The 24,476-nt window shown below is 61.6% G+C and carries 23 protein-coding genes; 11 read left to right on the forward strand and 12 right to left on the reverse strand.

Features of this window, described 5'->3' with window-relative positions:
• Positions 1-761: 761 nt before the first annotated feature.
• The 3 genes from E5679_RS20865 (at position 762) to E5679_RS12195 (ending at position 2,680) form a co-directional block, all read left to right on the forward strand.
• A complete protein-coding gene (locus E5679_RS20865; RefSeq protein WP_171042357.1) occupies positions 762-938 on the forward strand; it encodes a hypothetical protein in 177 nt (58 codons plus the stop codon).
• Positions 939-1,060: 122 nt separating this feature from the next.
• On the forward strand, positions 1,061-1,564 hold the full coding sequence (locus tag E5679_RS12190) for an acyltransferase (RefSeq protein WP_171042358.1): 504 nt from the start codon (positions 1,061-1,063) through the stop codon (positions 1,562-1,564).
• 105 nt (positions 1,565-1,669) lie between these two features.
• Entirely contained in the window at positions 1,670-2,680 is a 1,011-nt protein-coding gene (locus tag E5679_RS12195; RefSeq protein WP_138416208.1) for a glycosyltransferase family 1 protein, read from the forward strand.
• Positions 2,681-2,727: 47 nt separating this feature from the next.
• Here the strand turns inward: E5679_RS12195 and E5679_RS12200 are convergent, their stop codons facing one another.
• The 3 genes from E5679_RS12200 to E5679_RS12210 all read right to left on the reverse strand — a co-directional run bounded on the left by E5679_RS12200 (position 2,728) and on the right by E5679_RS12210 (position 6,227).
• The gene (locus E5679_RS12200; RefSeq protein WP_138416210.1) at positions 2,728-3,756 is read right to left on the reverse strand and encodes a hypothetical protein; all 1,029 of its coding nucleotides are present in this window, start codon (positions 3,754-3,756) and stop codon (positions 2,728-2,730) included.
• 192 nt (positions 3,757-3,948) lie between these two features.
• Positions 3,949-4,131 (reverse strand): hypothetical protein, encoded by a 183-nt coding sequence (locus tag E5679_RS12205; protein WP_138416212.1) that lies wholly within the window; start codon positions 4,129-4,131, stop codon positions 3,949-3,951.
• A gap of 1,763 nt (positions 4,132-5,894) precedes the next feature.
• Positions 5,895-6,227: a hypothetical protein gene (locus E5679_RS12210; RefSeq protein WP_138416214.1), complete on the reverse strand. Its 333-nt coding sequence runs from the start codon at positions 6,225-6,227 to the stop codon at positions 5,895-5,897.
• Positions 6,228-6,336: 109 nt separating this feature from the next.
• On the opposite strand from E5679_RS12210, the gene E5679_RS12215 reads away from it, so the two are divergent.
• Positions 6,337-7,182, forward strand: coding sequence for a DUF429 domain-containing protein (locus tag E5679_RS12215; protein ID WP_138416216.1), 846 nt, complete (start codon positions 6,337-6,339; stop codon positions 7,180-7,182).
• Positions 7,183-7,204: 22 nt separating this feature from the next.
• On the opposite strand, the gene E5679_RS12220 is transcribed toward E5679_RS12215, so the two are convergent.
• Positions 7,205-7,414, reverse strand: a complete 210-nt coding sequence (locus tag E5679_RS12220) for a hypothetical protein (protein ID WP_138416218.1) — start codon at positions 7,412-7,414, stop codon at positions 7,205-7,207.
• Between the two features lie 200 nt (positions 7,415-7,614).
• On the opposite strand from E5679_RS12220, the gene E5679_RS12225 reads away from it, so the two are divergent.
• Positions 7,615-8,295 (forward strand): YoaK family protein, encoded by a 681-nt coding sequence (locus tag E5679_RS12225; RefSeq protein WP_138416220.1) that lies wholly within the window; start codon positions 7,615-7,617, stop codon positions 8,293-8,295.
• 961 nt (positions 8,296-9,256) lie between these two features.
• Here the strand turns inward: E5679_RS12225 and E5679_RS12235 are convergent.
• The 3 genes from E5679_RS12235 to E5679_RS12245 form a co-directional block, all read right to left on the reverse strand.
• A complete protein-coding gene (locus E5679_RS12235) occupies positions 9,257-11,197 on the reverse strand; it encodes an AAA domain-containing protein (RefSeq protein ID WP_171042359.1) in 1,941 nt (646 codons plus the stop codon).
• A 22-nt stretch (positions 11,198-11,219) separates the two neighbouring features.
• Positions 11,220-12,083, reverse strand: coding sequence for an AAA domain-containing protein (locus E5679_RS12240; protein WP_138416226.1), 864 nt, complete (start codon positions 12,081-12,083; stop codon positions 11,220-11,222).
• 311 nt (positions 12,084-12,394) lie between these two features.
• A complete protein-coding gene (locus E5679_RS12245) occupies positions 12,395-13,204 on the reverse strand; it encodes a nuclease-related domain-containing protein (protein WP_138416387.1) in 810 nt (269 codons plus the stop codon).
• 827 nt (positions 13,205-14,031) lie between these two features.
• Between E5679_RS12245 and E5679_RS12250 the strand changes: the two genes are divergently transcribed.
• Positions 14,032-14,274 (forward strand): hypothetical protein, encoded by a 243-nt coding sequence (locus E5679_RS12250; RefSeq protein WP_138416228.1) that lies wholly within the window; start codon positions 14,032-14,034, stop codon positions 14,272-14,274.
• Between the two features lie 271 nt (positions 14,275-14,545).
• Here the strand turns inward: E5679_RS12250 and E5679_RS12260 are convergent, their stop codons facing one another.
• A complete protein-coding gene (locus tag E5679_RS12260; RefSeq protein ID WP_138416230.1) occupies positions 14,546-15,703 on the reverse strand; it encodes a fatty acid desaturase family protein in 1,158 nt (385 codons plus the stop codon).
• A 42-nt stretch (positions 15,704-15,745) separates the two neighbouring features.
• Positions 15,746-15,949 carry a cold-shock protein gene (locus tag E5679_RS12265; RefSeq protein WP_138416232.1) on the reverse strand — a complete coding sequence of 68 codons (204 nt, stop codon included), beginning with the start codon at positions 15,947-15,949 and terminating at the stop codon, positions 15,746-15,748.
• A gap of 459 nt (positions 15,950-16,408) precedes the next feature.
• Here E5679_RS12265 and E5679_RS12270 point away from each other — a divergent pair, with 459 nt between their 5' ends.
• Together E5679_RS12270 and E5679_RS12275 are read left to right on the forward strand one after the other, a co-directional pair.
• Positions 16,409-16,753, forward strand: a complete 345-nt coding sequence (locus E5679_RS12270) for a hypothetical protein (protein WP_171042360.1) — start codon at positions 16,409-16,411, stop codon at positions 16,751-16,753.
• Between the two features lie 55 nt (positions 16,754-16,808).
• Complete coding sequence (locus E5679_RS12275; protein ID WP_171042361.1) at positions 16,809-17,648, forward strand: glycosyltransferase family A protein; 840 nt, start codon at positions 16,809-16,811, stop codon at positions 17,646-17,648.
• Between the two features lie 63 nt (positions 17,649-17,711).
• On the opposite strand, the gene katG is transcribed toward E5679_RS12275, so the two are convergent.
• Together katG and E5679_RS12285 are read right to left on the reverse strand one after the other, a co-directional pair.
• Positions 17,712-19,907: a catalase/peroxidase HPI gene (gene katG, locus E5679_RS12280; protein ID WP_138416238.1), complete on the reverse strand. Its 2,196-nt coding sequence runs from the start codon at positions 19,905-19,907 to the stop codon at positions 17,712-17,714.
• 207 nt (positions 19,908-20,114) lie between these two features.
• Positions 20,115-20,354, reverse strand: coding sequence for a hypothetical protein (locus E5679_RS12285; RefSeq protein ID WP_138416240.1), 240 nt, complete (start codon positions 20,352-20,354; stop codon positions 20,115-20,117).
• A 560-nt stretch (positions 20,355-20,914) separates the two neighbouring features.
• Between E5679_RS12285 and E5679_RS12290 the strand changes: the two genes are divergently transcribed.
• Positions 20,915-21,925 carry a glycosyltransferase family 1 protein gene (locus E5679_RS12290; RefSeq protein ID WP_138416242.1) on the forward strand — a complete coding sequence of 337 codons (1,011 nt, stop codon included), beginning with the start codon at positions 20,915-20,917 and terminating at the stop codon, positions 21,923-21,925.
• Between the two features lie 66 nt (positions 21,926-21,991).
• Positions 21,992-23,056 carry an acyltransferase family protein gene (locus E5679_RS12295; RefSeq protein ID WP_138416244.1) on the forward strand — a complete coding sequence of 355 codons (1,065 nt, stop codon included), beginning with the start codon at positions 21,992-21,994 and terminating at the stop codon, positions 23,054-23,056.
• On the opposite strand, the gene E5679_RS12300 is transcribed toward E5679_RS12295, so the two are convergent.
• Positions 23,051-23,602: a hypothetical protein gene (locus E5679_RS12300; RefSeq protein WP_138416246.1), complete on the reverse strand. Its 552-nt coding sequence runs from the start codon at positions 23,600-23,602 to the stop codon at positions 23,051-23,053. The genes E5679_RS12295 and E5679_RS12300 overlap by 6 nt on opposite strands.
• A 243-nt stretch (positions 23,603-23,845) precedes the next feature.
• Between E5679_RS12300 and E5679_RS12305 the strand changes: the two genes are divergently transcribed.
• A complete protein-coding gene (locus tag E5679_RS12305; RefSeq protein ID WP_138416248.1) occupies positions 23,846-24,460 on the forward strand; it encodes a PadR family transcriptional regulator in 615 nt (204 codons plus the stop codon).
• Positions 24,461-24,476: the final 16 nt, after the last annotated feature.

Consider the following 24,476-nt stretch of genomic DNA (forward strand, 5'->3'; position numbering starts at 1 on the left):
ATAGCATTTCGACGCACTCAATAAGGCACCGATGGAGCCAGCCGATTGCCCAACTGTCGAGGTCATTACGCGATCGGCCGGACCGGGGTGAGGTTATCGGCGGCATTTCGCGCCAAAGCCACAGTCGAGGAGACACCCATCCATCCTGCTCGGGCAGGCTCGATCCCCTTAAGATGGCCGATCAAGCGAAGGCCGCGGGCACGAGGTCGCTCATGTTCTACGACCACACGCTCGGCATCAGCGCGGGCACCGCCGCCCAGACGAAGAGTCGTCCGGGCCCCCGGGATCGAGATCTATGGCGGGATCATTCTGACAAGCGTCCTCGGTAGTGGGCCTTGAAGACCGCTCTGCACTACCCACCCGAGGCAAAGTTTGTGCACTTCGGCGCCCATTGCAGGCATTACATGATGAGCCACGGAGACGCTTCGTGGATGGTTGCCCGTCCGCGTCGTCGACCAGTATCCAAAGTTCGCCCGACCGAGCCGCCTCGCGCCATTCAGGTTCCACTGAACGGACCGGTCCCTGAGAATCTCGGAGCAGATTCTCAAACTCATCGCCGACGTCCCGACGCCCACCTGAACATTGGCCACGTCCCAGTCGAGGGAGGCTAGCCGTCAAGTTGACCTGGCCATCCATTTTCGGAATCAAGAAGATCGTCGTTGCCCACGCGTTCCGGCCTGCTCAAGGAAGCGGCCGTCTCCGACCTGGACGTTCCATCCGTTTGAGCGAAGCAAATCGGGGAGATCGGCATCGAGCACTTCATGCCCGGCACTGACTGGGGATCCGGTCCGTCCTGGCCCACAGGCTCGAGGGCGTTGCGCACGCACATCAGCACCCTGCCCGACCTCGGGTTCGATCCGAGACTAGGAGCCGTCTATAGGCCGCTCGTCAACAAGGCGCTGAATCTGGCGTTCACAGACCAGCTCCTGCAGTACTGATGCGGCGCCACGAACAGCGGCTAAGTGGTGCGAACGAAGAGATAGCATCTGAAAGCGTTCGCCGGGGCGCACAACGGACGCCCGCGGCACGTTCATGGGTAACGAAATCACTTGGGGGCCTAATGGGGCTAGGCGTTAAGACACGTCTGATCGAAATCGCCGAACATGCAGCGTTTTCTCCGCTGATAGCGATGACGATCCGCTGGCGATTACTCCGTGCTTTAGGTTGGAGCGAACTTGGGCACGCTCACATCAAGCCCGGATGCTTCATAAACGGGCACAAGCTGAAGACCGGGGAAGGCTGCTACTTCAATCGAGGCGTTTTTATCGATGCCAGCGCCCAAGTGACAATGGGTTCCCATGTCCAGATCGGCCCGCCTGCAATGGTTCTTACCGCGACGCACCGGATTGGGACCGCGCAGGTTCGTGGCGGCGACCCGTGGAACAAGGCGGTCACGATCGGCGACGGCTGCTGGATCGGAGCTGGCGCCATCATCATGCCCGGCGTGGATGTGGCTTCCGGCTGCATCGTCGCGAGTGGAGCCGTTGTCACGAAAGACACGGAGCCGAACGGCATATACGCTGGCGTTCCGGCGCAAAGAATACGAGAACTTGATGTTGCCTAGGGAGAATATCATTCATCTTATGCCGCTCAGCTCGAATTAAACACAAGTACTCGAGATTCTCCAACGACGCGGAGCATCAGCGGTCTCCGGAAAGAAAGCGATGCAATGAACAATGTCGACATCCTTTTCACGCATCCGGGTGGCCGGGGTTGGGCGCCAGTAGCAAGGCTGGCCCGCTTAGCATCCCGGGTCTTGGAGGGGCGACTCCTTGAGTACAAGGACACTGGATATTCAGCGGCACTGGTAGGCCGCGGCCTGCTGCCTCGGCTTCGCGGGGGCGCCCGTCGCGCGGTCGTCATTGCGCCGTCTCCTGCACACCTCAACGTGATCCTCGAGGCCATGCCCCTCAGGTCACGCTACGAAGCTGTTTCTGCTTGGGTGATCGACTCATTTTGGTGGGAGCGCATTCCAAGAATCGCAAAGAAACGCGGCCGTTTCGACTACGTGTACGTAACCGACGATGGCGATCAAGGTCACTGGTCTGGGGTGGCAGGCGACATAGTCAAAGTGCTGCCTTGGGGAACGGACACTCTGTCTGTGAGGCCCCGGCCTAAGACCGTCGATCTACAGAGACTCGGACGCCAGCCCGAAGATTGGGAGGATGATCTTGCCACGAAGTCAGAAAGCCTCGTGCGCGGTCTTGTGTTCGAAGGTCGGCCACCATTTGAGGCCACGGATTTGGAATCGCAGATCCATGTTGATCTTGCTCTTGCCCGTGCGAAATTCGTCCTGGCCTTCAGCAATCGAGTACATGACACCGGGTACACGCATCCTGAGCGCGAGTACCTGACCGCACGATGGGTTGACAGTTTGGCTCATGGGGCGGTCGTCGCCGGGGTTGCTCCGCGAAGCGCCGCTGCCAAGAGCCTACTTTGGGATGCGGCAACGCTGGATCTGGGCGGGACAAACCGCACTGAAGGACTTGCCCGACTGGCAGAAGCTGTGGCCGTTTGGACGCCCTCAATCGCTGAGCGGAATCGGATCGAGGCCCAAAAGCGGCTGGATTGGCGGCATCGCCTCAAGGTGATTTCACACGATCTCGGGCTTGAGGCTCCCACCCTCGAACGGGAGCTGGCTGAACTCGATGACGAGTCGGAGTCAGCCTCTCTGCAGTAATAGTGAATGGCTCCTCACCCTTTGAATGAAAGGTCGGAAGCTGGAAGCTACGTCTGTGAAGTCCAAGGAGTTCCCTGCCAAGGCCGCAGCCAGAAGTCCGGGATCGGTCGGCCCCAGTCTACGGGTGCCCATTCAGTCAGGTGCCAGGGGAAATCATCGACTTCAATAGCTCGCGTGACGGGATGGCCGTACTGCTGGACGAGGATTCCATCCGACTTGCCCGTGCCGTCAGTCGCGTCGCGATACCAAGGATCCTTGCCGTAGAGCTGTTTCCAAGTCCGGCCGTTCTCGCCATTGAAGGCATGACACCAGAGATTCTTGTCCGAAGCGAATCCTCCGTACCGCTGGACCGCCTCGATGATCACCTGGGTAAGCGGGTTGTAGGGCTTCCCGGTTCTTGGGTTTTTCTTGATATCCACGCTCGCTGGCAACCTGAACCACTGGCCTTCTAATGGGGCATTGGCATCCGTAGATAGGCCATCAGCAGCGCGGGCTGGCCACGACTGACCAATGCCCATGTTGGAGCATGTGAAGGCGACCGCATGGTTCACATGGCCGGCAATGAGTTCGGCGATCCCCAGGAACCCAAGGGCATTGTGCATGCCTACGGCGGCGTTGGTGCCTGTACGTAGCTGAACCCCGGGATTCGTCTCAGAAAGGTCCATGAGGCTTGGCTTCGCCACGGAGTAGCCGCCTGTCTTAGCCGTCCAGTGACCGGGATTGCCCACCACGGGCTGAAACAAGAAATATTCTCGCATGATCCCGGTCCCGAGGTCATACAGCGCGAGCCCTTTGTCGCCTTGGGGCGGTGGCGTAACCCAAATCGGGAGGGGGATCGGACCTTTGCAGAAAAGGTCAATTTCTGCTTGGTTGTGGCCCGCGCCTGCTGCAACGGAATCAACATATTGCCAATCACAGGCTGGGGCGGTCGAATCCACCACATACACCGCAATGGGCTCTGTCCCAAATACCGATGTATTCAGGGAGGTCTTAGCACCCCACGCCCCGCCTGCAATATGCAGCGCGTTGGCGTCCATCCATCTCGCGCAATCGGCGCTGTTGGATGCCAGCGGCATCGCGGATCCACGTACATCGCGCGTCAGAACCGTTCCCTCCGCGACATATTTCGGCCAGAAGAGAGAGCCGCGGAACGCACTCGCGGACGCGGGGAGCTGATTGCTTGCCCATCGGCCCCTGCTTTCGTGAAAGCTGTATGTCTCAGTCCAGCGCCATCTCTGGCTGCCGGAACCAGGAGCGAAAACGGGCATCTAAACGCCTCCGATGCTGTAGATCTTGAAGTTGTCGATCGTCCAGGCCCTCGTGTCTGACGACATGGTGTTCCAGAGGTAGACCTGGCTTCCGCGCTTGCCCGGGGGAACCCCTGTGGACTTGTCCACGTAAGAAATGTCGAAGTAGCGCGTGCCCGGCTCGTCCGGAATCCCGAGCCCCACCTGGTTCTCGAAGATCTCAAGTCGATATGTTCCGAGAGGCGTCCTCTCCGGCCGAGGAACATGACAAGACTCTGGGAGCCTCCACTTTCATTGCTGCAAATCAGGCGTAGCCGGTTCTGCCCGAGCAGTAGGCCTACGGAACTGCCTACCATGACGCTCAAGGGCGCGTCTTGGTCTGATCCTGACCACCCAAAGCCAACCATGTCGAATTCGATCCGGTGATTGCGCGCTCCCGTGTCGAGGTCGTAGCGAACGGGGCTGAGCGTAAGATTCTTGGCTTGATTACCTACGACATGGATAGCATCGCCACCGGTACCGTACCTGACCCATTTGAGTGGGCTGGTGCCTCCGAGCGCGTTGTCCACGTTTCGCCCGTTCAGACCAGAACCGTCAGGACCCGTAAACCCGTCGGATGCAATGAGCGTAGACAGCGCTGGGTTCGGGAACCAGTGCTTCCAGCTAAATGGCGCGGAGGCGGTGTAACCGGGTTGAGCGATGGCTACTACATCGACGGCGGCAGGAAGCGTCGTCGGAGCGGGGACGACAGTCCCTTGGGTGAGGACCTGGCCGGTAGCCGAATTCTTATAGACAACGCCAACAACTCCAGCCGGGATGGTGAACTCTCGCTTGGTGTTGTCCCAGAGGGGCTGGGGTGGGATCTGAGGAATGTCGGTGAGCAAGCCGCTGGGCTTGAACCAGAGCACAGGCATCCCATACATCGTCGTGTTTGAGGGCGGCGTCTCTGAGTATATGGGCCAAAAACCCTGTCCCCGTGCCTGAAACTCTGAACTCCAAACTCCTGGTTCCCCCTTGTCACCCTTGGCACCTGCCTCCCCCTTAGGGATCATGAAGCTGAATTGCCCTGCTGAATCGATAGAGACTACAGCCTCGGAACCAGCAGGACCCGTCAGCGTTTCCTTGACGCCAATGCCCTCAACGAACTCCTTCGCGGCGCGCGCTTCGTCCAGAATCGCGTCATAAGAGGCCTGAACGACGGCGAGAGTTCCCGCCACTAACTTGACGTGTGACGAGGTGGTGCTGAAAGCCGGGATGATGGCTTCGTCGTTCGACGAGAGAGGGTTTGGCAGGGGATCTCCGTTGACGTCCTTGAGCCCGAGTGGACTCGCATTGGCGGTATCGGTGATGGCATAGACGGTGACCGTCGCATTCGACGCACGTTGATGGGTTACCGGGTCAATGACGAGGATTGGGTCAAACTGATAGTCGGTCATTTGGGGCTCCTGGATTTCAAGAATTTGATCTGGTGGAGTCCGAACCCTGCGACTCCTCATCCCAGTCAAGGAGACCCCCGAGCCGCCTCAGTGGTTTCGAGACGCGGAATGGGTGATCCGTGCGTGCTCGTTTGGAAATCTCCGTACCGGGTGCGGGCATCTCTCAGTGTTGGCGGGACCAGAACTCAGTGCCGGCTCTATCGCCAGCCATCAAGCCAGGACTGCACTCGCCCTCGCCACAGAGAATGAGATTCTCCGCCTCGAATTAAGGCGCCGATTTGCTCTCGGAGGGGCCAAGAATAGGCAGAGCACTGGCATCATTGCGGCCTGTTCAAAAGGCCGCGGCCGAACGCTCGGGCGATTGCCGCCGTCGTTCGCTTCGCAGAGTTCAACGTAGCCGAGACCTTCCCCTCAGAACCGCGGGACGGGCTCACTGTCGGTGCAGTTGCTCAGGCGGGTTTGAACCGGGAGGCCGCCTTGGCTCGCACTTCGGCGACGTCGATTTCACCAACTGGCTCCTCAGCGAGCCGCTTAACCTGCCGTCTTGGTGGGGGCACCTGAACCCCAAGCGTCGAGAAGAAGGCACCGATCAAGGGCGAATCCGCCTCTACGAAGCAGAGCGCCCCCCGTGACCGACACATCCGGTACAAGGTTGCGGACGACCTCGACCAGCTTCAGCACGTCATCAACGGGCTTCGTGCAGCCTCGCCGACCGACGAGGAGCTTTTCTACGCTCGGCCGCGGGAGGCCTTCCTCGATCTTCAACTCGGGCCAGCCCTTGTACCGGTCTCCGCGGGGAACGTCATCCCGCATTCCCGGCACTTCCCGGCACTTCCAGGTGTGCCAAAGCTTCATCTTCCTCACGACTATAGGCATTCCTCCCACAACCCACCGCCTGCTCATTCCCCGCATACGGTACGAATTTGTTGGCCGATGGTTGCGTGGAGGGCCGCAGGCGGACAAGGATCCGGGCATGACGCCATCAGCGGTGGGAATCGACGTTGGCCTCCTCGAGCGCAGAGGTCTCGACGTCGTGGCCCTCGACTCCTCACGTCAAATCCTCGAGTACGCTCGACGCATTCGCAGCCTCCAGACCCTTATTCGGATCGTGGAAGCTCTGGCCCCCGACGTCGTCTGCATCGATTCGCCGTCACAGTGGGCCTATCCAGGCACGCGTCGCCCGGCCGAGGTGGAACTCACACGTCGCGGAATCAACCTGTACACCACACCCTCAGAAGACCGGGCGGGCCCGTTCCACCGGTGGATGCAGGACGGATTCCGCGTCTTCGACGCTCTCGCTCCCGCCTACCCGCGGTACACGGGAGGCGACGTCCGTGGAACAGCGGCGGAGTACTACCCGCACGCCTCTGCTGTCGCCCTGAGGGGGCAGATCGGAGACTTCGACGACAAGTTACAGTTCCGTCGGCAGCTCTTGGAAGAGCAAGGCATCGACGCGTCAAAACTCGTGGACGGCGATCAGGTCGATGCCGCGCTGGGTGCACTCACAGGACTGATCGCATTGGAAGGACAGCATTCGTGGGTGGGCCAGGGAAAGGACGCGATGCTCCTCCCTGTTACTGAGTTGCCCGCCAAGTTCGAACGCGTCCCTGCCCTCGCTGCACCTGCGGGTGTGAAAAGCACACCAGCACTACCCACCCTGTCCAAGGAACGTATGCCCTGCCTGTGCGGCTGCGGAGGAATTCCGGCAGGGCGAAACTCGCGTTTTCTGCCCGGTCATGACAATCGCTTGAATCCCACGACGGGTCGAAGATGGAACGGACTCGCCGGACCGCATTCGGGAGTCACGCGGAAGACGTGAGCAAGGCGAGCTTTCTGGTGGCTTACTTCTTTCCGTTCCTGATGTACCTCAGACAGCAATAGAAGAAGAAGCACACGGCGAACATCCACAAGGCGGAGGCTCCCCATCGTTGCTCGTTAGTCCAGATTGTCAGGAACACCATCGCGAACCCGGCGAGTCCCGACCCGACGACGAGGCCCCACACTACGTCCTGTGGGTCCCGGTCCTTCCACCGCAGGTCCAGCAGCGCCATCGCTCCTCCTCGGTCCCGGGGCGTCTACTCCGCCCTTACTTCTCGATTCCCAAAGGATCCATCCCAGAGTTGGACGCGTTCAAGATGCAGCTCGAACTTACCCGGCATCAGTTTGGCGGCAATTCCGATTCAGGTGTCCTGAAGGTCGCCGATAGACTAGGAAGGCACTCGGGAACAATCGGGACGGAAGGTCACGAAGCATGGCTGCGTCCCTGTCATGGCGCGGAATTCTCTACGCCGGCGGCCTCTCGGCCACCGCTGGCTACGTCGACGCCGTCGCCTACATCCACCTCGGTGGCTATTTCGTATCGTTCATGAGCGGCAATACCACGCGAGCGAGCTCGGACGTTGTTCACGGCTCCCTTATCGGAGCGGGACTTGCCCTCGGCTTGGTGGCCTTCTTCGTCCTCGGGGTTATAACCAGCACGCTGGCGTTCCGACGACTGGAGACGTTTAGGCTCCCCCTCGTGTTGGCCCTTGCAAGCTTCCTCCTCGCCGCAGGGGCTCTGCTGCCCGACTTGGGCGCCGAGCGTGTGGTGCCTCCCCTGCTGGCGATGGCAATGGGGGTCGTGAACACCTCGTATACGAAGAACGGCGAGGTCAGTATCGGGCTCACGTACATGACCGGAACCTTGGTCAAGATAGGGCAGAACTTCGCCGCCGCGCTCACGGGCGGGAGCCACACAAGGTGGCTGAAATACCTGAGTTTGTGGACCATGATCAGCGTTGGCGCTCTGGTCGGGGCGACTGCCTACCAGTATTCAGGGCTGCTCAGTCTCTGGGTCGCGACAGCGGCGTTGGCCGTGTGGGCGGTTCTGGGAGTCGTGCAGGCACGCGGGAATCGGATTGGCGGGGCAGCCGAACCGGTCCCTGGCGACTAGTTGTCCATCATCGCCTTCGCCCTAGCGACACTTGTCAATCGCTCGAAGCAGCAGCACGCAGCTCACGGCGCCAAGAACACGTAGATGGGCTCGATCCACCACTGAGTTCCCCTCGACAGACACTGAACCCCAGCGTTTGACGGTCCTCCGAATGTCGACCCGCCATAGGCTCTGACGGTCAGCCACGCCAGTGGCGTTCCGGGGACGACTCCCCCGTCGTATCTCTTCAGGGAGGAAGGCAAATGCTACAGACGAAGAAGCGCCTCATCACTGCGGGCATCCTCATTTGCTTGGGGGGGATCCTTTTTGAGGCTCTGAGCTCTTGGGCTCTGGATATGATCATGGGCACGTTTGACCCCAATGCCGTACGAATTGCGTGGATCGCACAGCCTGTCGTCGGCGCTATACGATACGGCGCCGCTGCGCTCGGAGCGTCCTTGATCGCCATCGGCATCGCAATCCACTGGCTCAGCGACCACCTGGCCATGGCCCCTTCGCTGCCTCTCGCCGATAAAGATCGCCCGCCTCGCTGACCTCTCATCCCGCTTTGAGGCTGCTTGGGAAACAGATAAAGGACCTGAACTATGGAGGAGACGTCGATCGTAATGCGGACCCTCCTACAGACGCTCGCCGCCTGGCCGTGATGTCTTGATCCACGAAGTGTGGGCAGACTCCCACACAAGTGCTTGTGTCGTGTTTGAACGCGCAGGCGAGGATCTGGGGCCAATAGGGTATCGAGTGTCGTACCCGCCTCATGCAGTCGGGAACGATCCGACATCCACGGGCGAATCGTGGGCGCTTGGGCTGATCGAACCGCTGGGAGCACTCACCAAGGGAATCCGGCGAGATGCTCTTGGAATTGGCTGGGCGGCCGGCCTCGATCGCAACAGTTCGTTCCCTGTGCCGCCGACGTGGCGACCAAACGAATATCTTGGCCACGTCTGAGTGTCAGACGTCATTGCTAAGAATCTCGCCGGTGAGGATCTCGCGATCCGGCTGCCAACGCTGAGTCGAGAGCACGTCTGATGCGTTCAGGTTCGCCGCTGCCAGTAGTTGAGAGCCGGAGCAACGGCAAGGCCAGTATCTCTAGAACGTCGTCCTTGAGCCTGTCACGAGCGAGCTGAGTGGGGTTGTTCTCGTGATACTTGAATCCGTCAACCTCGATCGCAAGAACTGGGGCTCGGGTGATCCGGTTGTACACCACGATATCGAGTGATGAGCGGCGCTGGACGAACACGGCGTGCGGCCCCGGCAGGGTGGAGAGATTTGGGACGAGGCTCCGCAGCAGCACTTGTGGAACGGCACTCAGGCCGTTGTAAGCCTCCTCGCTAAGCAAGTCTTGAAGGACGGTCCAGACGATGTCCTCCGACTTCTGGGAAAGTCTGCCGTGCAACTTCGAAGCCAGCGGACGAAGGCGATCCGAGTAATTTCGATAGAGCAGATCGAACACCGAAACGATAGAGCTTTCGAAGATCTCGCGATCAGGGTCCTGATAGCGGATGTACCCCATGAGGTCTCGAAGGTTCCTGCTGGTGGGCAGCATTCGGTGGTCGGTGACGAGGATGAATCGCTTTGTGGCTCGAGACACAGCAACATTCACGAGTCGTGGATCATCGGCAAAGCGTATTCCTCGACGACCACCCACAGTGTCGTCGAGGACAGTGCTCATGATGACGATTTGCTTCTCACGCCCCTGATAGCGGTGGACGGTATCGGACTCCAGACCAGTCAGTCTGGAACCAGCGGCGAGCCTCTCTCCAACCCTTTGAACCTGCTTCCGATATGGAGTCGTGATGCCGATCTGATCTGCAGGAATGCCTGAGCAGTATCGCGGTATCACCTCGTTGACGATGACGTCGACCTCGCGGCGGTTGGTGCGGCCCCCATCCCCGTGTTGACGCATGTGGTTTCCCTCTGCCGTGCGCACGATCGTCATTGGCTCCGATCCCGGGGTGCTTTTCGTTAGCGGGATTAGTTGCCCTCTGTAGTACTTGTCGTTGCAGAACCCGATGATTGCCGGATCGCACCGATAGTGCTCCCGCAGCAGCGTGGCAGGAAGGCCTTCCCCGTACAGCTGCCGCAGCGAAGTCAGAATACTGTGTGCGCGATAGTCGTACTCTGCTGCTGGCGGCACCGCTCCTCGAGCCGCGGACTCATCAACGATGTGCGGAAGTTGGCGCTGATCGCCCACCACAACGACTCGTCGGCAGGACGCCAACGCAAGCGCCGCTGTAAGGAGGTCCACCTGGGAAGCCTCGTCGATGATGACATAGTCCAGCAATTGGTCCTCGCCGATGCTGCTGCGTAGTGAGTGACAGGTGCTGAGGATTACCGGATAGTCACGGCTGAAGGTACCGAACTGCTGGCGGGAACTTCGCGAATCGTACTCGGTGCGGTGCTGCCCTGCGTAACGTTGGCGAAGGGCCACGCGCAACATCTCCTCGGAGAGGCGCCTATGTTGTTTCAGGAGCGTTGGAAGATCGTCCTTCCTGAGACGCATCTCGCAGTCCGCGATAGTCCGGTCAAGTTCAACGATGCGCCGGTCGTAGTAGGCACGCTGAACGTTGAGGATGAGGTCGGTGTCGTTGAGGTCGAAACCTCGTAGAGGACCGTACTTGAAAAGACGGCGAAGAGTTCGCACCCACCTCATGGCCGGAGTTCTGCGGTTCTCCAGTTCCGCGTCAGCGAGAAACTCTAGAAGCTTGTGCGAGGATCTTCGCAGCAGCGGCAGGCCTTCGAGATGGGGGACCTCCTGGGCCCTGAGAAAATGCCTGAAGTGTTCCCGCTCGAGACGGTACGCATCGGCCTCACGGGTGAGCTGCGCTAGTTCCAGCTCTGTACTTTGAACGGCGTCCAATCGGGCCGCGAGGGCAGTGAGTTCTCCGCGGTCTGCGTCCCTCATTTCTGATACGGCCATCATTCTTTCAACGGCGGAGTTCCGGGCAGCCTGGCCGCGAAAGAACTCTTCTCTTTTTATCGCGGTTTCCCAGGTTCGCCACAACGTGCCCGAATCCCTGTGCGGTGAGCTTCTCTAACACGTTGTCCACGGCGGCATTGTTGAACGAGACCACTCCGACGTTCACGCGGGGGGTGGCAATCAACGTTGCAATCAAGTTCAGGATGGTCTGTGTCTTCCCCGTTCCTGGCGGACCTTCAATCACCGAGATGGGGAACCGCAACGCGTTCTTCACTGCCGCGCGTTGGCTCACGTTTGAAGAAAAGGGGAAGATCGGAACAACATCGAGGCCTTCGCCCTCTCCGATCGGCCGCCCGTTGAGGTAGCGTCCCAAGACGCTGTCGGGATGCACGTGTGTGAGTTGCTCGTACGCTCGCTTCAGCGGATTCGGGCCATCCCGCCCTGCGGGCATCGCCCCGACTATCTGCCGCCAGTACGCCAGCACCTGTGCCGCCCGTGGCGAGCTCGTAGCGCCGCGGACAATACGCACGTCGCATTCGGGATGCAGTTCGTGGCGCACCCCAGCTCCGCCCGCGGAGAAGACTCGAATCCGTGCTCCGGCAGGCCCACTGAACCGGCAAGCGGCAACCGCGCCGCTAGAACGTCGGCCACGAATTTCTACCCAGACGTCGTCCGTCAGCTGGATCATCTCTGGGCGACGCAGCGTCTGGATTCTTCCCGTTCTGTACCTGTATGTCTTGCTACCCCGGATGAATCTCACCAAGGTCGCGTCTGCATCGACACGGTAGGACGCGATCTCGGACGTCTTGTCCTCCCAATACCCCTGTTCCGACGACTTTATGAGGACGGCTTCGGCTTTGGGATCAAGCATCGCTCGTCTCCCGAGCGCCCTGGTTGGTCGGCACCCCTGATAAGTGATCTGGGAGCCCACGGATAGTGCGCGGATTAACCTGCATGCTCCCCCCAAAATCTCTGCAATCCGACCGCATGTACATGCCTAACAACAGCTTGGCACAGCCGGGCAACCCTCTTTGACCGGCAGCACCCAAGGTCTAGACATCGTCGCTCAACCAGTGGGGCGACGCGGCCGAGGACGTCGTGAGCACCGGTTCAGCACCCGCCCGCAAAGCCTTTGAGGTGCGGCGTGCCGCCGCAGCGGATGGCTAGCCACAGTTGGTAGCGTCACGCCGGTCTGAATCGTGGGGCCACCACCGCTTGCACTTCTGCAACGCTGATATCTCCGGCGGTCTCCCCTGCAAGCTTCTTCGCCAGCCGTCGCGGCGAAAGCACGTGAACTCCTCGGGTCGAGAAGAAGGCTCCGATGAGGGGCCAGTCAGCCTCGACAAAGCAGAGCACTCCGGTGACCGGCACATCCGGCACGAGGTTACGGACGACCTGGACCTGCTTCAGCACGCCATCGACGAGCTTGGAGCAGTCTCGACGACCCACGAGGAGCTTCTCGACCCGCGGCCGAAAGAGGCCGCCCTCGACCTTCAGTTCGGGCTGGCCCTTGTACCGTTTGGCGTCAACTACCCAGATCCTGTCAGGGGTGATGACGATGTGGTCGATGTTCGCTTTCGAGCCAGGAATTCTTCGGTCGTGGAGCACGGCGATTCCGTGTTCGACGAGGGAATCGAGCCGTGCTCCGAGCCGTTCCTCACCTACCGCCCCTCGCTCCCACGCCTTGGTGCTTTGACGCTCCTCTGAAAGAGCTACTGCGAGGTTGCCGAATCGACCCCATCGTTCGCGGAGCCGCTCCTCATCCTTGGCCTTGCGGCGCTCATATTCCCTGCGTGCGGAGGCGCCGGCACTGCCGGATTCATTGAGTGGTAGTCCGTTCGATGACTCGACCTCCGGGACCGCAAGTTCCCCCAGGCGATCTCCGCAGTCGAGGCAGCGAACGGCCTTCGTTTCGCTCTCGTAATCCGCTTCCGTCCCGGCGGGCAGAGAAGCCCCGCATTCGCGGCAACTCCCTGCGTACCGGAGTTTCATCTTTTTCATCGGAAAGCGTCCCTTCGTAGGCCGGGAACTTCAGTCTGACCGAAGCGCTGGAAAGCAGCATGCCGAGAGATGTCCGGCGCAGCTCCGATGGGTCGATGTTGAAATGACACAGTGCAGTTAGCCGGCAAGAAGTTCATCTTCGCTTTCGGCCGCGCGGAGGGACCGCAGGTGCTCGACAAACGCTGCCTCTGGACGGTCGACGTGTTCAGCAATAAGTCGACGAAGCCGATCCCTCGACTCCTCTGACAGACCCGGCCCTTCGAGGGCCTCGCGCAGGATGCCGCGCAACTGATCGCGAAGAGTCTTTTCCTCTGGACGCTGCTTTGGAAGAGAATGAGGTTCTCCGATCGTCGCCACCGCTCTCCCTGCTTCTTGGACGTCTTCGTCTCGGTTCTTGGTAGCACGGGCGCGTCGGGCGCACATCAACCGGGACATCACCACGCTAAGACCGCGTGACACCGGCAGTCGCTGTTCTTGCGGATTCTTATGCGAAGCCTTGCAATCCCTACTTCTCCGTGCAGACTGGCGGACCTCCGCAGCGCAGCCGTCAGCGAATCCCGGTGTCGCAGGAGATGTCAGCACGAGTCGTTACGCCCGCCATAAGCGAAACCGGCGTCTCGGGGCAGCGCGGCCAAGTAGCCGAGCCACCAACCACAATCACATAGCTCCCCGGCGCGAGATGGAACTCGTATCGACCGCTCCCGTCGCTCTGGGTTGAGGCCACCGCTCCGCCAACACCACGAGCTTCAATAACGGTCGGCACCGGCCGTGGCGGGCACGGCTGATCCAGCCTCTCCACGGGACACGTCGGTCCGGCCGTGACGAAGCCATACACGCCCGAGGTGATGGACGACGAGGGCGACGGGCTCGCCGAACCGCTTGCCGCCGTCGTCGTCCGTTGGTCGGAGGCGACTCCGCTGCCGCAGCCAGCCAAAAGCAGACAGGCCGCGGCCATCTCAAAGATGACCGCGGCCTTGGCGCGTTTCATGACGATGCCCCGACGGCTATCGATCTACCAGGTCGTCGGCCACGCGGCGAAGATCCTGAGCCCAGCCCGCTGAGCGGCTTGTCCCGGCTGATCCAGCCTCGAAGTTGACCAGCGCGTCCGCAATAGAGTCCAAGGCCATGGAAAGGTTCCCCTTCACCGCGGCGTACCCTTCCTCGGAACGCGGATCTGCAGATTCCATTGAGAGCAGTTCGGCCCCGGCCCTAATGATCAGCGAAGCTTCGAATTCATTCATCGCCAGCCTCCTCGAAACTCAGACTACGCCCGAGCGCTCCGCCGGGCGGCAATGATGTTCAGCACCGCGATGAAGTGCGGGCTGCCGAACATTACGCTCGCCCATATCGGGCGGCAATGGGGCACTCGAAGGGGTCACGGGCCGCCAGCCCGACGCTGTTGAGGTAGGCGATAACGATGCCGTAAGACCGCCAAAGACTGGTTTCGGTGTAGGGAACGGCGAGGCGTGTGCATTGCTCGCGCACAATCCTCCTGGCCTTGGCCAGATGAGGGCGCGGCATGCTCGGGAAGAGGTGATGCTCAACCTGGTAATTCAAACCGCCCATGAGCCACGTGGCCCACCAACCCCCGGAGATGTTGCGCGACGTGCGAACCTGCTTCGAGAAGAAGTCGAGCTTCGCATCCTGAGCGATCACCGGCATTCCTTTATGGTTGGGGGCAAATGTCGCCCCCATATAAAGGCCGAAGACTGCCAGTTGGACGCCGAGAAACGCGAACGCAATTCCTGGCGGGAGCAGCAGGAAGAGCGGGAGAAGTACAACGACAAAGCGCACCGCGAGCAGGCCGAGCTCGGCCCAGCGGCCCTTGACGGGGCCGCGTGAAAACAGGTGGCGGAAGCTGAGGTAGTGCAGGTTGAGGCCCTCGAGCGTGAGCAGCGGGAAGAACAACCATCCTTGGCGACGCGCGATCAGACGGCGCATGCCAGTGGCCTTCGCTGCGTCTTCTTGGAGGAAGGACACCGTATCGACCTCGATGTCGGGGTCGCGGCCTACCCTGTTCGGGTTCGCGTGATGGCGAGAGTGCTTGGAGTCCCACCACGAGTAGCTCATGCCGACGGCGGCACCCAGAATTCTGCCAAGAACATCATTCGCTCGTCCCCCAGACAGGATCTGGCGGTGCGCCGCCTCGTGAGCCAGGAAGGCGACCTGAGTGAACAGGATGCCGAGCGCGGCGGCGATCAGGAGCTGGAACCAGCTGTGGCCAATGAGCAGTGATCCGGTGATGCAGCCGGCGAGCGCGACCACGAGGATTCCGCCGATGAGCGCATAGAACCATGGAGTGCGACGCAGCAGGCCGCCCTCTCGCACTGTCTGGGATAGCTGGAGGTAGGCCTTGGTCAGCGGAGGGAACGACTCCGTGCCCGCGTAGGCCTGACGGCCGGGAGTGAGATTGAGAGCGGGGCTGGAGACCGTAGTGATCAGAGTGCCTTCTTCAGGGTGAGTGTCGCAGTCGGGGGGATGTGGGCCCATGGGGGTGGATCGCTGGCCGCGATCCACCCCCACGGTTGTGAATCAGAGCGGGCGGATGTTCGCCGCTTGAGGACCCTTCGGGCCGCGCTCGGAGTCGAACTCGACCTTCTGGCCCTCGTCGAGCGAGCGGAAGCCCTGGGCAGCAATCGCGCTGTAGTGAGCGAAGACGTCCGGAGCGCCGTCGTCGGGCTCGATGAAGCCGAAGCCCTTTTCGGAGTTGAACCATTTGACAGTGCCAGTGGCCATTGTCGTTTTTCCTTCTGTTGAGTTGGCCGTTGAAGACCATGGATTCCGCGCCCAACGTTCGGGTGCGGGAGCTAGTTGGATGAGGAGGCTCAGGGTGCCGACGTGTGGGCGTCGGCAGGGGCGAAAGTCGGGAGGTGATCAGCGCACGCCGCTCTGTGACAACGACAGGAGATCTGTGAGATAGACGGCGGCGGGAATGCAGGAGGCCTTCGACGGTGAGCCTCGGCCGGACAGCGATTGGGCTGACGGCGTTCCAACCAGTCTACACGGTGCAGAAACGGATTGAGACAGAGCCTAGGTGGACGGCGGTACCGTTGAGAGATGGACTACAGGAGCTCGCCTCATGCCCCTTGGGACGAGGGGCCTGCACGTCCCATCACAGAGCTCGCGGCAGACCTCGGCGAGGAGGCCTACGAACACCCGGAAGAGCACGGGTACGGAGAGTGTGATGCTGAGACGATGCGACAGCTTCGTCAGGTCCGCGAGTTCCCGGATGCGCTCGTGCGGATCTATCGCGCGCTGCCGCCTGGCCTCGGCCAGATCAACACCGGCGACTGGATCACGCTCTCAAAGGACTACGCGCGGCAGCACGCGATGCGTGACGACGCGGCCGCGAACGACTGGCCGATCGTGCACGCCGATGTCCCGGCACGCACCGTCTTCAGTGACGGCAAGGACCTGGACGAGTACGGCTACGGCGGCCCCTCCCTGACCGGCCTCAAGGATCATCTGGTGGGCGAAGGCAAGGGTCATCAGGTGAAGCCGGCATCCAAGAGCAGCCTCAAGGGCGACCTCATCAGCTAGCCCAGAATCCGTGGAAGGCCCTGCGTGGTCAGGGCAGGCAATTAGCCTTTCGCAAGTGACCCGAATTCCCGATGGCACCGCCGCGGCCCACGACCGATCCGTCGACGTATCCATCATCGTGCCCTGCTACAACCGCGGAGACACGCTCCGGGAAGCGGTCGAGTCCGCGGTGACCCAACGCGGGGCCTCGGTTGAAGTGTTTGTCGTGGACGATGGTTCCGGGCGACGCACACGCGCAGTGATCGACAGCATCTCCCATGAGCGGGTTCGAGTGCTGCGCCAAGCCAATGCCGGACCTTCGGCCGCAAGGAATGCCGGCATCAGGAGTGCGAGGGGCCGGTACGTCTTGCCTCTGGACGCCGACGACACCCTGAGCGCAGGCATCGCGAAGCTCGGAGCGGAGGTGCTTGATGCCCAGCCGAACGTGGGCATCGTCGCTGGTGCAACACGCGTCATGGGCAAGCCCGAGGTCATCCCGTGCGCCTTTGACGGAATGCAATCCATGCTTCCGAAGAACTCCATTCTCAACACCGCGATGTTCCGCCGTGAAGACTGGGAAACGGTCGGCGGCTACCCAGAGAGCCTTCGCATGGGGGAAGACTGGGCATTCTGGATGCGCGTGCTCTCGCTGGGGCGCGAGGTGGTCGTACGTCCTGAGGTCTTCTTCGACTATCGCTCGTCGCCCCAGCAGGCCACCCACAGCCCCAATCCGGTCCGGGTTGTGGAGGCGCAGAACCTCATTCTCCGCGAGCACACGGAACTGTATCGGCAGAACTTCGATCTGCTCGTCGATCAGCTCACCACGACCAGGTCGGCCCTTGCCGCCTACCGACGGGCCTATCGGGGCACTGACCGCGCAAAGGCCGCCATCAAGACCCTCCTCCGCCTCTCCTAAGACGAGGTTCCTAGGACGAGGGCCGCGCCTATCAGGGATAGGCGCGGCCCCTTGCCTGTGACCTCAGGCGAGGTCGAATCGATCCAGGTTCATCACCTTGTCCCACGCCTTGACGAAGTCGCGGACGAACTTCTCCTTCGCGTCGTCGCACGCATAGACCTCGGCGATCGCCCGCAGCTGCGAGTTGGCGCCGAAGACTAGGTCGACCGCGGTGGCCGTCCACTTGAGTTCTCCCGAAGCCCGGTCGTGCCCCTCGTAGACGTTATCCTCGGACTCGGATGCCTTCCATTCAGTGCCCATGTCCAGCAGGTTCACGAAGAAGTCGTTGGTCAGGGTCTCGGTCCGATCGGTCAACACCCCCAGCCGCGACTGCCCGAAGTTCCCGCCCAGCGCCCGCATCCCGCCGACCAAGACTGTCATCTCGGGCGCGGTCAGGTTCAGCATGTAGGCCCGGTCCACCAGCAGCGTTTCGGGCGGCAGCTTCTGACCTGCCCGCAGGTAGTTGCGGAAGCCGTCCGCCTTCGGCTCGAGCACGGAGAACGACTCCACATCAGTCTGCTCCTGCAAAGCGTCCGTGCGACCTGGGGCAAACGGGACCTTCACGTCGACCCCGGCGTTCTGCGCCGCCTTCTCGACGGCGGCGCACCCGCCGAGGACGATCACGTCCGCGAGCGAGACTTTCTTCCCATCGGAGAGCGATCCGTTGAAGTCCTGCTGGACCTGTTCGAGAGTCCGGAGCACCGTGGCCAGCTCAGCGGGCTGGTTGACCTCCCAGTCCTTCTGCGGCGCGAGCCGGATCCGGGCCCCGTTCGCCCCGCCCCGCTTGTCGGTCCCCCGGAAGCTGGAGGCTGACGCCCACGCTGTTGAGACCAGCTGCGACATCGACAATCCCGAATCGAGGAGTCTCGCCTTGAGCTCGGCAATGTCCTGCTCACCGATCAGCTCATGGTCGACGGCGGGAACAGGATCCTGCCAGATCTGGGGCTCCGGAACCCAAGGCCCGAGGTAGCGGGTGACGGGTCCCATGTCGCGATGCAGGAGCTTGTACCAAGCTTTGGCAAACGCCTCGGCAAGTTCTTCCGGATGCTCGTAATAGCGCCGAGAAATCGGGCCATAGATCGGATCCTGCCGCAGGGCCAGATCCGTGGTGAGCATCATCGGCGCGTGCCGCTTCGACGGATCGTGGGCGTCGGGCACGGTGTTCTGGGCCTCGGGGTTCGTCGGCTTGTACTGCTTGGCGCCGGCTGGGCTCTCCGTGAGCTCCCATTCGTACTCGAACAGGTTCTCGTAGAAGCCGTTGTCCCATTTGGTCGGCTCCTTGGTCCACGCGCCCTCGAGACCGCTCGTGAGCGTGTACTCGCCGTTGCCCGTGCCGGCGAAGTTCTTCCAACCGAGGCCCATCTGCTCGATGGGTGCCGCCTCCGGCTCGGGGCCCAGGTTCTCGGCTTTCACAGCGCCGTGGGTCTTGCCGAAGGTGTGCCCGCCGGCAATGAGCGCGACCGTCTCCTCGTCGTTCATCGCCATCCGTCGGAAGGTTTCGCGGATGTCGTGGGCGGCGGCCAGCGGATCCGGATTGCCTTGCGGCCCCTCCGGATTCACGTAGATGAGTCCCATCTGCACCGACGCGAGTGGACTTTCGAAATCCCCGGGCGCGGTGTACCGCTCGTCGCCCAACCACGTGTCCTCGGGACCCCAGAAGATCTCCTCGGGCTCCCAGATGTCCTCGCGACCAAAGCCGAAGCCGAACGTCTTGAAGCCCATCGACTCCATGGCCACGTTGCCCGCGTAGACGATGAGATCCGCCATCGAGATCTTCCGCCCGTACTTCTGCTTGATCGGCCATAGCAGGCGCCGTGCCTTGTCGAGACTCGCGTTGTCCGGCCAGCTGTTGAGCGGCGCGAAGCGTTGTGCGCCGCTGCCGCCGCCGCCCCGGCCGTCCTCGATCCGATAGGTCCCGGCGGCGTGCCACGACATGCGAATGAACAGCGGTCCGTAGTGGCCGTAGTCGGCGGGCCACCACGGCTGCGACGTCGTCATCACCTCGATGAGGTCCCGCTTGAGTGCCTCGAGATCGAGGGTCTTGAATTCTTCGGCGTAGTTGTAGTCCTCCCCCATCGGGTTGGCCTTCGGCGAGGGCTGGTTCAGAACCCTCAGGTTGAGCTGGTTGGGCCACCAGTCCTGGTTGGTCCTCGGCCTACTCGCCTTCACCGTCGGCGGCGGGATGACCGGGTTCTCGCTTTCACTGCCGTGCTCAGACATCTCCGTGTTCTCCTATCCCGAGTTCGAGTTCCGATGTGGGGAGGCTTCGGCTGTTCGGCTGTGCTGGTCTTTGGTTGGAGGGCAGACGGACGACGACGGTCCTCGCCTGGGGCGGGCTCCATAGGTGCCGCTGGGGCTGGCGCACCCTTCGGAGTATTGACCAGTCGGAGGTGCGAGTAAAGGCCCTTCGGCAGCATCGGACAGAGGTTACTGCTCCTCCGCTGCCTGACGTGCGAGATCTCGGGTCATCCATCGGCGCACCAGGGCTGTATCAAGAACGAGGTCTGCGAGCAGAACCGTCCAGAAGAGCCACAGGGGCACGCCAGCGAGCGAGGTCAAGGCAAGGAGGCCGAGGAGGCAGAGCGCCGAGGCATAGCCGTAGACCCTGCGCGGGAGCGTCGCGTTTCGTGCGTCCCGCCACTCGCGCAGGAGGTGGAGGAGTTTCATGGTTTCGGCTTCCTGCTGCAAACACCCGGGATGAGCGACCAAAGCCAGAGGACTTCGAAGACTCCGATTCCTCCCCAGACGACCCAAGACCAGCTCGGAAGGTCGGGTCTGAGAATCAATGACGCAGCCACTAGCACCATCGAGCACTGCTGCAGGATGAGCATGCTCAAAGGCTCCGTTCGGGTATTGCCGTCCATCCTTCACCTCTCAGAAGCCGGACCGTACTCACGCCAGACTTCCAGCCTTCGGTCCCACGGAGACAGCTGTGGCGTGGGCTTCTCAGTGGTTTGCAGGGTCCGACCGGAAAACACTGAGCGGGGGCCGAATGGACTCGTAGAAACGCGATCTACATTCGCAGGGGCAGGGGCAAGTCGCTAACGTTCATACATCCCCGACAGCAGTGGAGCGAAGGGCTGAAGCATGGACGGGATGGAGATCACTCATCGTTTGGACTGGGATCTTCGCGAAGGTGACGACGCACATCGTTGCCACAAACAACGACCACGCATTCAATGCCGAATGGGTAGTCCTCCACTCGGACGGATGGGAAGGGCGACGCGATGAGCAAGGTAGACGTTATTTTCACGCACTCGGGCGGGCGGGGATGGGCACCTGTTGCGAGGCTTGCCCGACTGGCCTCTCAAGTCTTCGATGCACGGCTCCTCGAATACACCGACACCGGCTACACGAGACCCCTAATGGCTCGGGGGCTGCTGCCACGGATCAAGAGAACCGGACGGCACGCTCTCGTCATCGCCCCCTCCCCCGCGCACCTCAACGCGATGCTCGAGATCACGCCGTTGCTCTCGCAGTATGAGGCGGTGGCTGCTTGGGTGATCGACTCGTTCTGGTGGGAGCGAGTGCCACGAATTGCAAGGAATCACGGACGCTTCGACTTCCTCTACGTCACGGATGAAGGCGACCGCGACCACTGGTCCGAGGTGACAGGGATCGATGTTGGAGTCTTGCCCTGGGGAACGGACACCTTGCGCCTGAGGCCACAGTCCAAGACTGTGGATCTCCAGCGCCTCGGACGCCAGCCAGAGGACTGGGATGACGATGAAATCACTGCCGTAGATGCTGCCAGGCGGGGCTTGGTGTTCGAAGGACGTCCGCCATTCGAAGCAACGGACTTGGAATCGCAGATTCATGTTGATCTTGCGCTTTCGCAGGCAAAATTCGTCCTGGCCTTCTCAAACCGTGTGCACAACACTGGATATACACACCCCGAACGCGAATACCTCACCGCGCGCTGGATCGACAGCCTGGCACACGGGGCCGTGGTCGCCGGAATAGCGCCTCGATCCCCGTCCGCAGATGTTCTGCTTTGGCCTGGCGCGACCCTCGATCTGTCCGGAACGACGCGTGCTGAGGGGCTTTCTCGCGTGGAAGATGCGGTAGCTGCGTGGACCCCCGAGTCAGCCGAATTGAATCGCGCCGAAGCCCGAAGACTCTTGGACTGGAGGCATCGGCTCAAAGTGATCGCAGATGATCTGGGAATCGCGGCTCCCGCCCTCCTTCGGGGACTCTCTGCACTCAAGGAGAGTGCAACGCCCACCTTGCTGCAGTAGAACAGAGGTGTCCGGCCGTGCGTGCGGCCCGTCTAAGTAGCCGCGGCCTCTGGTTACGATCCCCGGGTGAATCGCACTTTGGGGGACGCACTCAATGGGCGCGACAATGCGCTGAACTCCATTCGCCTTCTGTTGGCGGTGGCTGTCATCTTCTGGCACACCTACCCAATTAGTGGGACGAACCCTTCTTGGCCGGCCTCGACGGTCGGATCCTGGGCCGTAAATTCATTCTTTGCCATTAGTGGATTCCTAGTCGCAGGCTCGCGGCTCCGCCTCAACTTTTCGCATTACCTCATTCGTAGGGCTGCCCGAGTATTTCCCGCCTTCTGGGTCGTGTTAGTCGTCACAGCTTTTGTGCTTGCACCATTTTCGACGCTCTTCACTGGTAGCCCCTATTCTTTCTTCGAGGGCGTGAATTACGTCAGCCAGAACTTCCTCCTTTGGTTGGGAGAACTTGCCGTCGGCAGCACCCTGTCGGGGGTACCGCATGCTAACTCGTGGAATGGATCCCTTTGGACCCTCTTCCACGAGTTCGGCGCATACCTTGTCGCGGGCGGGGTGCTCTCACTCGCGTTGGTCCGGAAACACATTGCTTTTGCAGCCCTCACTGCCGTCGTGCTCCTCTCGGCGGCTGTGGCAAGCGGGTTCGGGCACACGCTCCCCGGATTCCTCAGCCAAGCCGGCCCGGCTTCCCGCCTCTGGTCCTTCTTCGCCGCAGGAGTGCTCGTCTACGCCCTCCGTGATCGTCTCTCCACTCGGCCTCCCATCGTGATCGCTTCAGCAGGCCTTCTCTGCCTTACTTTCACCCTTGGGATCGCCGAATGGCTGGGTCAGATTTTCCTCGCGGTCACGCTTCTGTGGCTTGGAGCGCGTCTCCCTTTGAGAATGGGAAGCCGCAATGACCTCTCATATGGCGTGTACATCTATGCGTTCCCCGTTCAGCAGCTCTTGGTCGTGTCAGGGATCACGCCGATTGCCGGCCCAGAGCTCAGTGCTGTCCTTGCGGCCGTCCTGACCCTACCGCTCGCTTGGGCATCGTGGACCTTGGTGGAGAAGCCCTGCAACCGACTCGCATCCCGTTTCACCCGATACACTCCGGGCGCCGAGCGGGAAGATCGCCTTCGGTCATGAGCCAATCTCCGTGTCGAGAGCAGTGAGCACGCCACTTCGCGAGCGCCGCCAGGTTGCAGAGGAGCTGTCCCGGAAGGTCAGCTCCGCGCAATAGTCGAGATTCTTGAAAATCGGCTCTAAATCGACCCGCGGCAGCGCACGCGGCATTTCGCCTGGCTTGGAATTCGCCTTCAAGAAATACAGCCCAGGGGGAACCACTTTCAGATTCGCCCGGATCGCGGCGATGTCCGAGCCGCCTTGGGCGATGCCAGGCCGCCGAGCGACCGTGACGTCGTAGATCGGATCATCGGAAGCGTTGGCGATGACGATGCCCCATTCCTGCTGCCCTCGGCCGAGGTGCCTGATGGCCGGCCACGTGGATATCTGATGGGCCTGCGCTCGGGCCCGCTCTCGGCACCTCTCGTCGTCCCGGGCTCTTTCGACGCTCAACTGCTGTTCCGCGGCGATAGCAGCCTTCTTTGCATGCGCCGTGGAGGCGGCAATGAAGAACAGGGCACCCGCCGTCGCCGCGCTCCCTGCAGCCTCGAAGACATCAAGCCAGATCAAGCGGTCCCCTCCTTGAGCGATGAGCCGCCCCCGACGGCTCGCCCCCTCAAGTCAACCGGGGGGGGGAAGCTCGCCTCAGTGCTGCCGAGGCAGGAATCTCAGTGGTGAGCGGACCCGCGAGTCAGTGGTGCGCCGTCGTCAGCCTCCCACGAGAGTCATGCCACAAGTGCCATTGACCGAGCATTCCACTTGTGTCATCCTATTCGTGATGCACCTCACAGCAGCGACTGAAGCGAGAGAGCGATGAAGCTGGAACACCTTCTCTTGGGCGTCCTGTCGGCCCACCCGAGCACGGGTTACGACCTCAAGAAGTACCTCGACACCCACGGCCGCTTCCTGCGGTCCAACACGCAGATGAGCCAGGTCTACCGATCGCTCGCGACCATGGAGAAGCAGGGCTGGATCACCCACACTGTCGACCCGCGGCCGGGTGCACAGGACGCGAAGACCTATCGGGTCACCGAAGAAGGCGCCACGGTCTTCCTCGACTGGCTCACGGGGCCGTACCAACCGCCGTCGCGCTTTCAGGACCCGGAACTCGGGGCTCGCTTGAGCTTCGCCGGGTTCATGAGCGCCGAGCAGGTGCTGCGCCTCCTCGACGTCGAGATCGAGACGCGTCAGGCAGAGATCGCCCGGTACCGCTACCGCGACCGTCGCGAGAATTGGGCGCCGACCATCCCGTTCGACGTCGAACTCGCGGAATCGATTGGCGAGCGGCTGCACTTCATGGGTGCCGCTGCGATCGACGCGCACGTCGCCGCGCTCATCGAACTCCGCAAAGACCTCCTGGACGGCAAGCTTTCCTCCCGCTCGCTGACAGCCCTCCCCGACAGTCTCGTCACAGACGAGACCCACTGACCCCACTCCCCCGGAA

It is taken from the genome of Sinomonas gamaensis (assembly GCF_005876955.1).
Classification (GTDB): Bacteria; Actinomycetota; Actinomycetes; order Actinomycetales; family Micrococcaceae; genus Sinomonas; species Sinomonas gamaensis.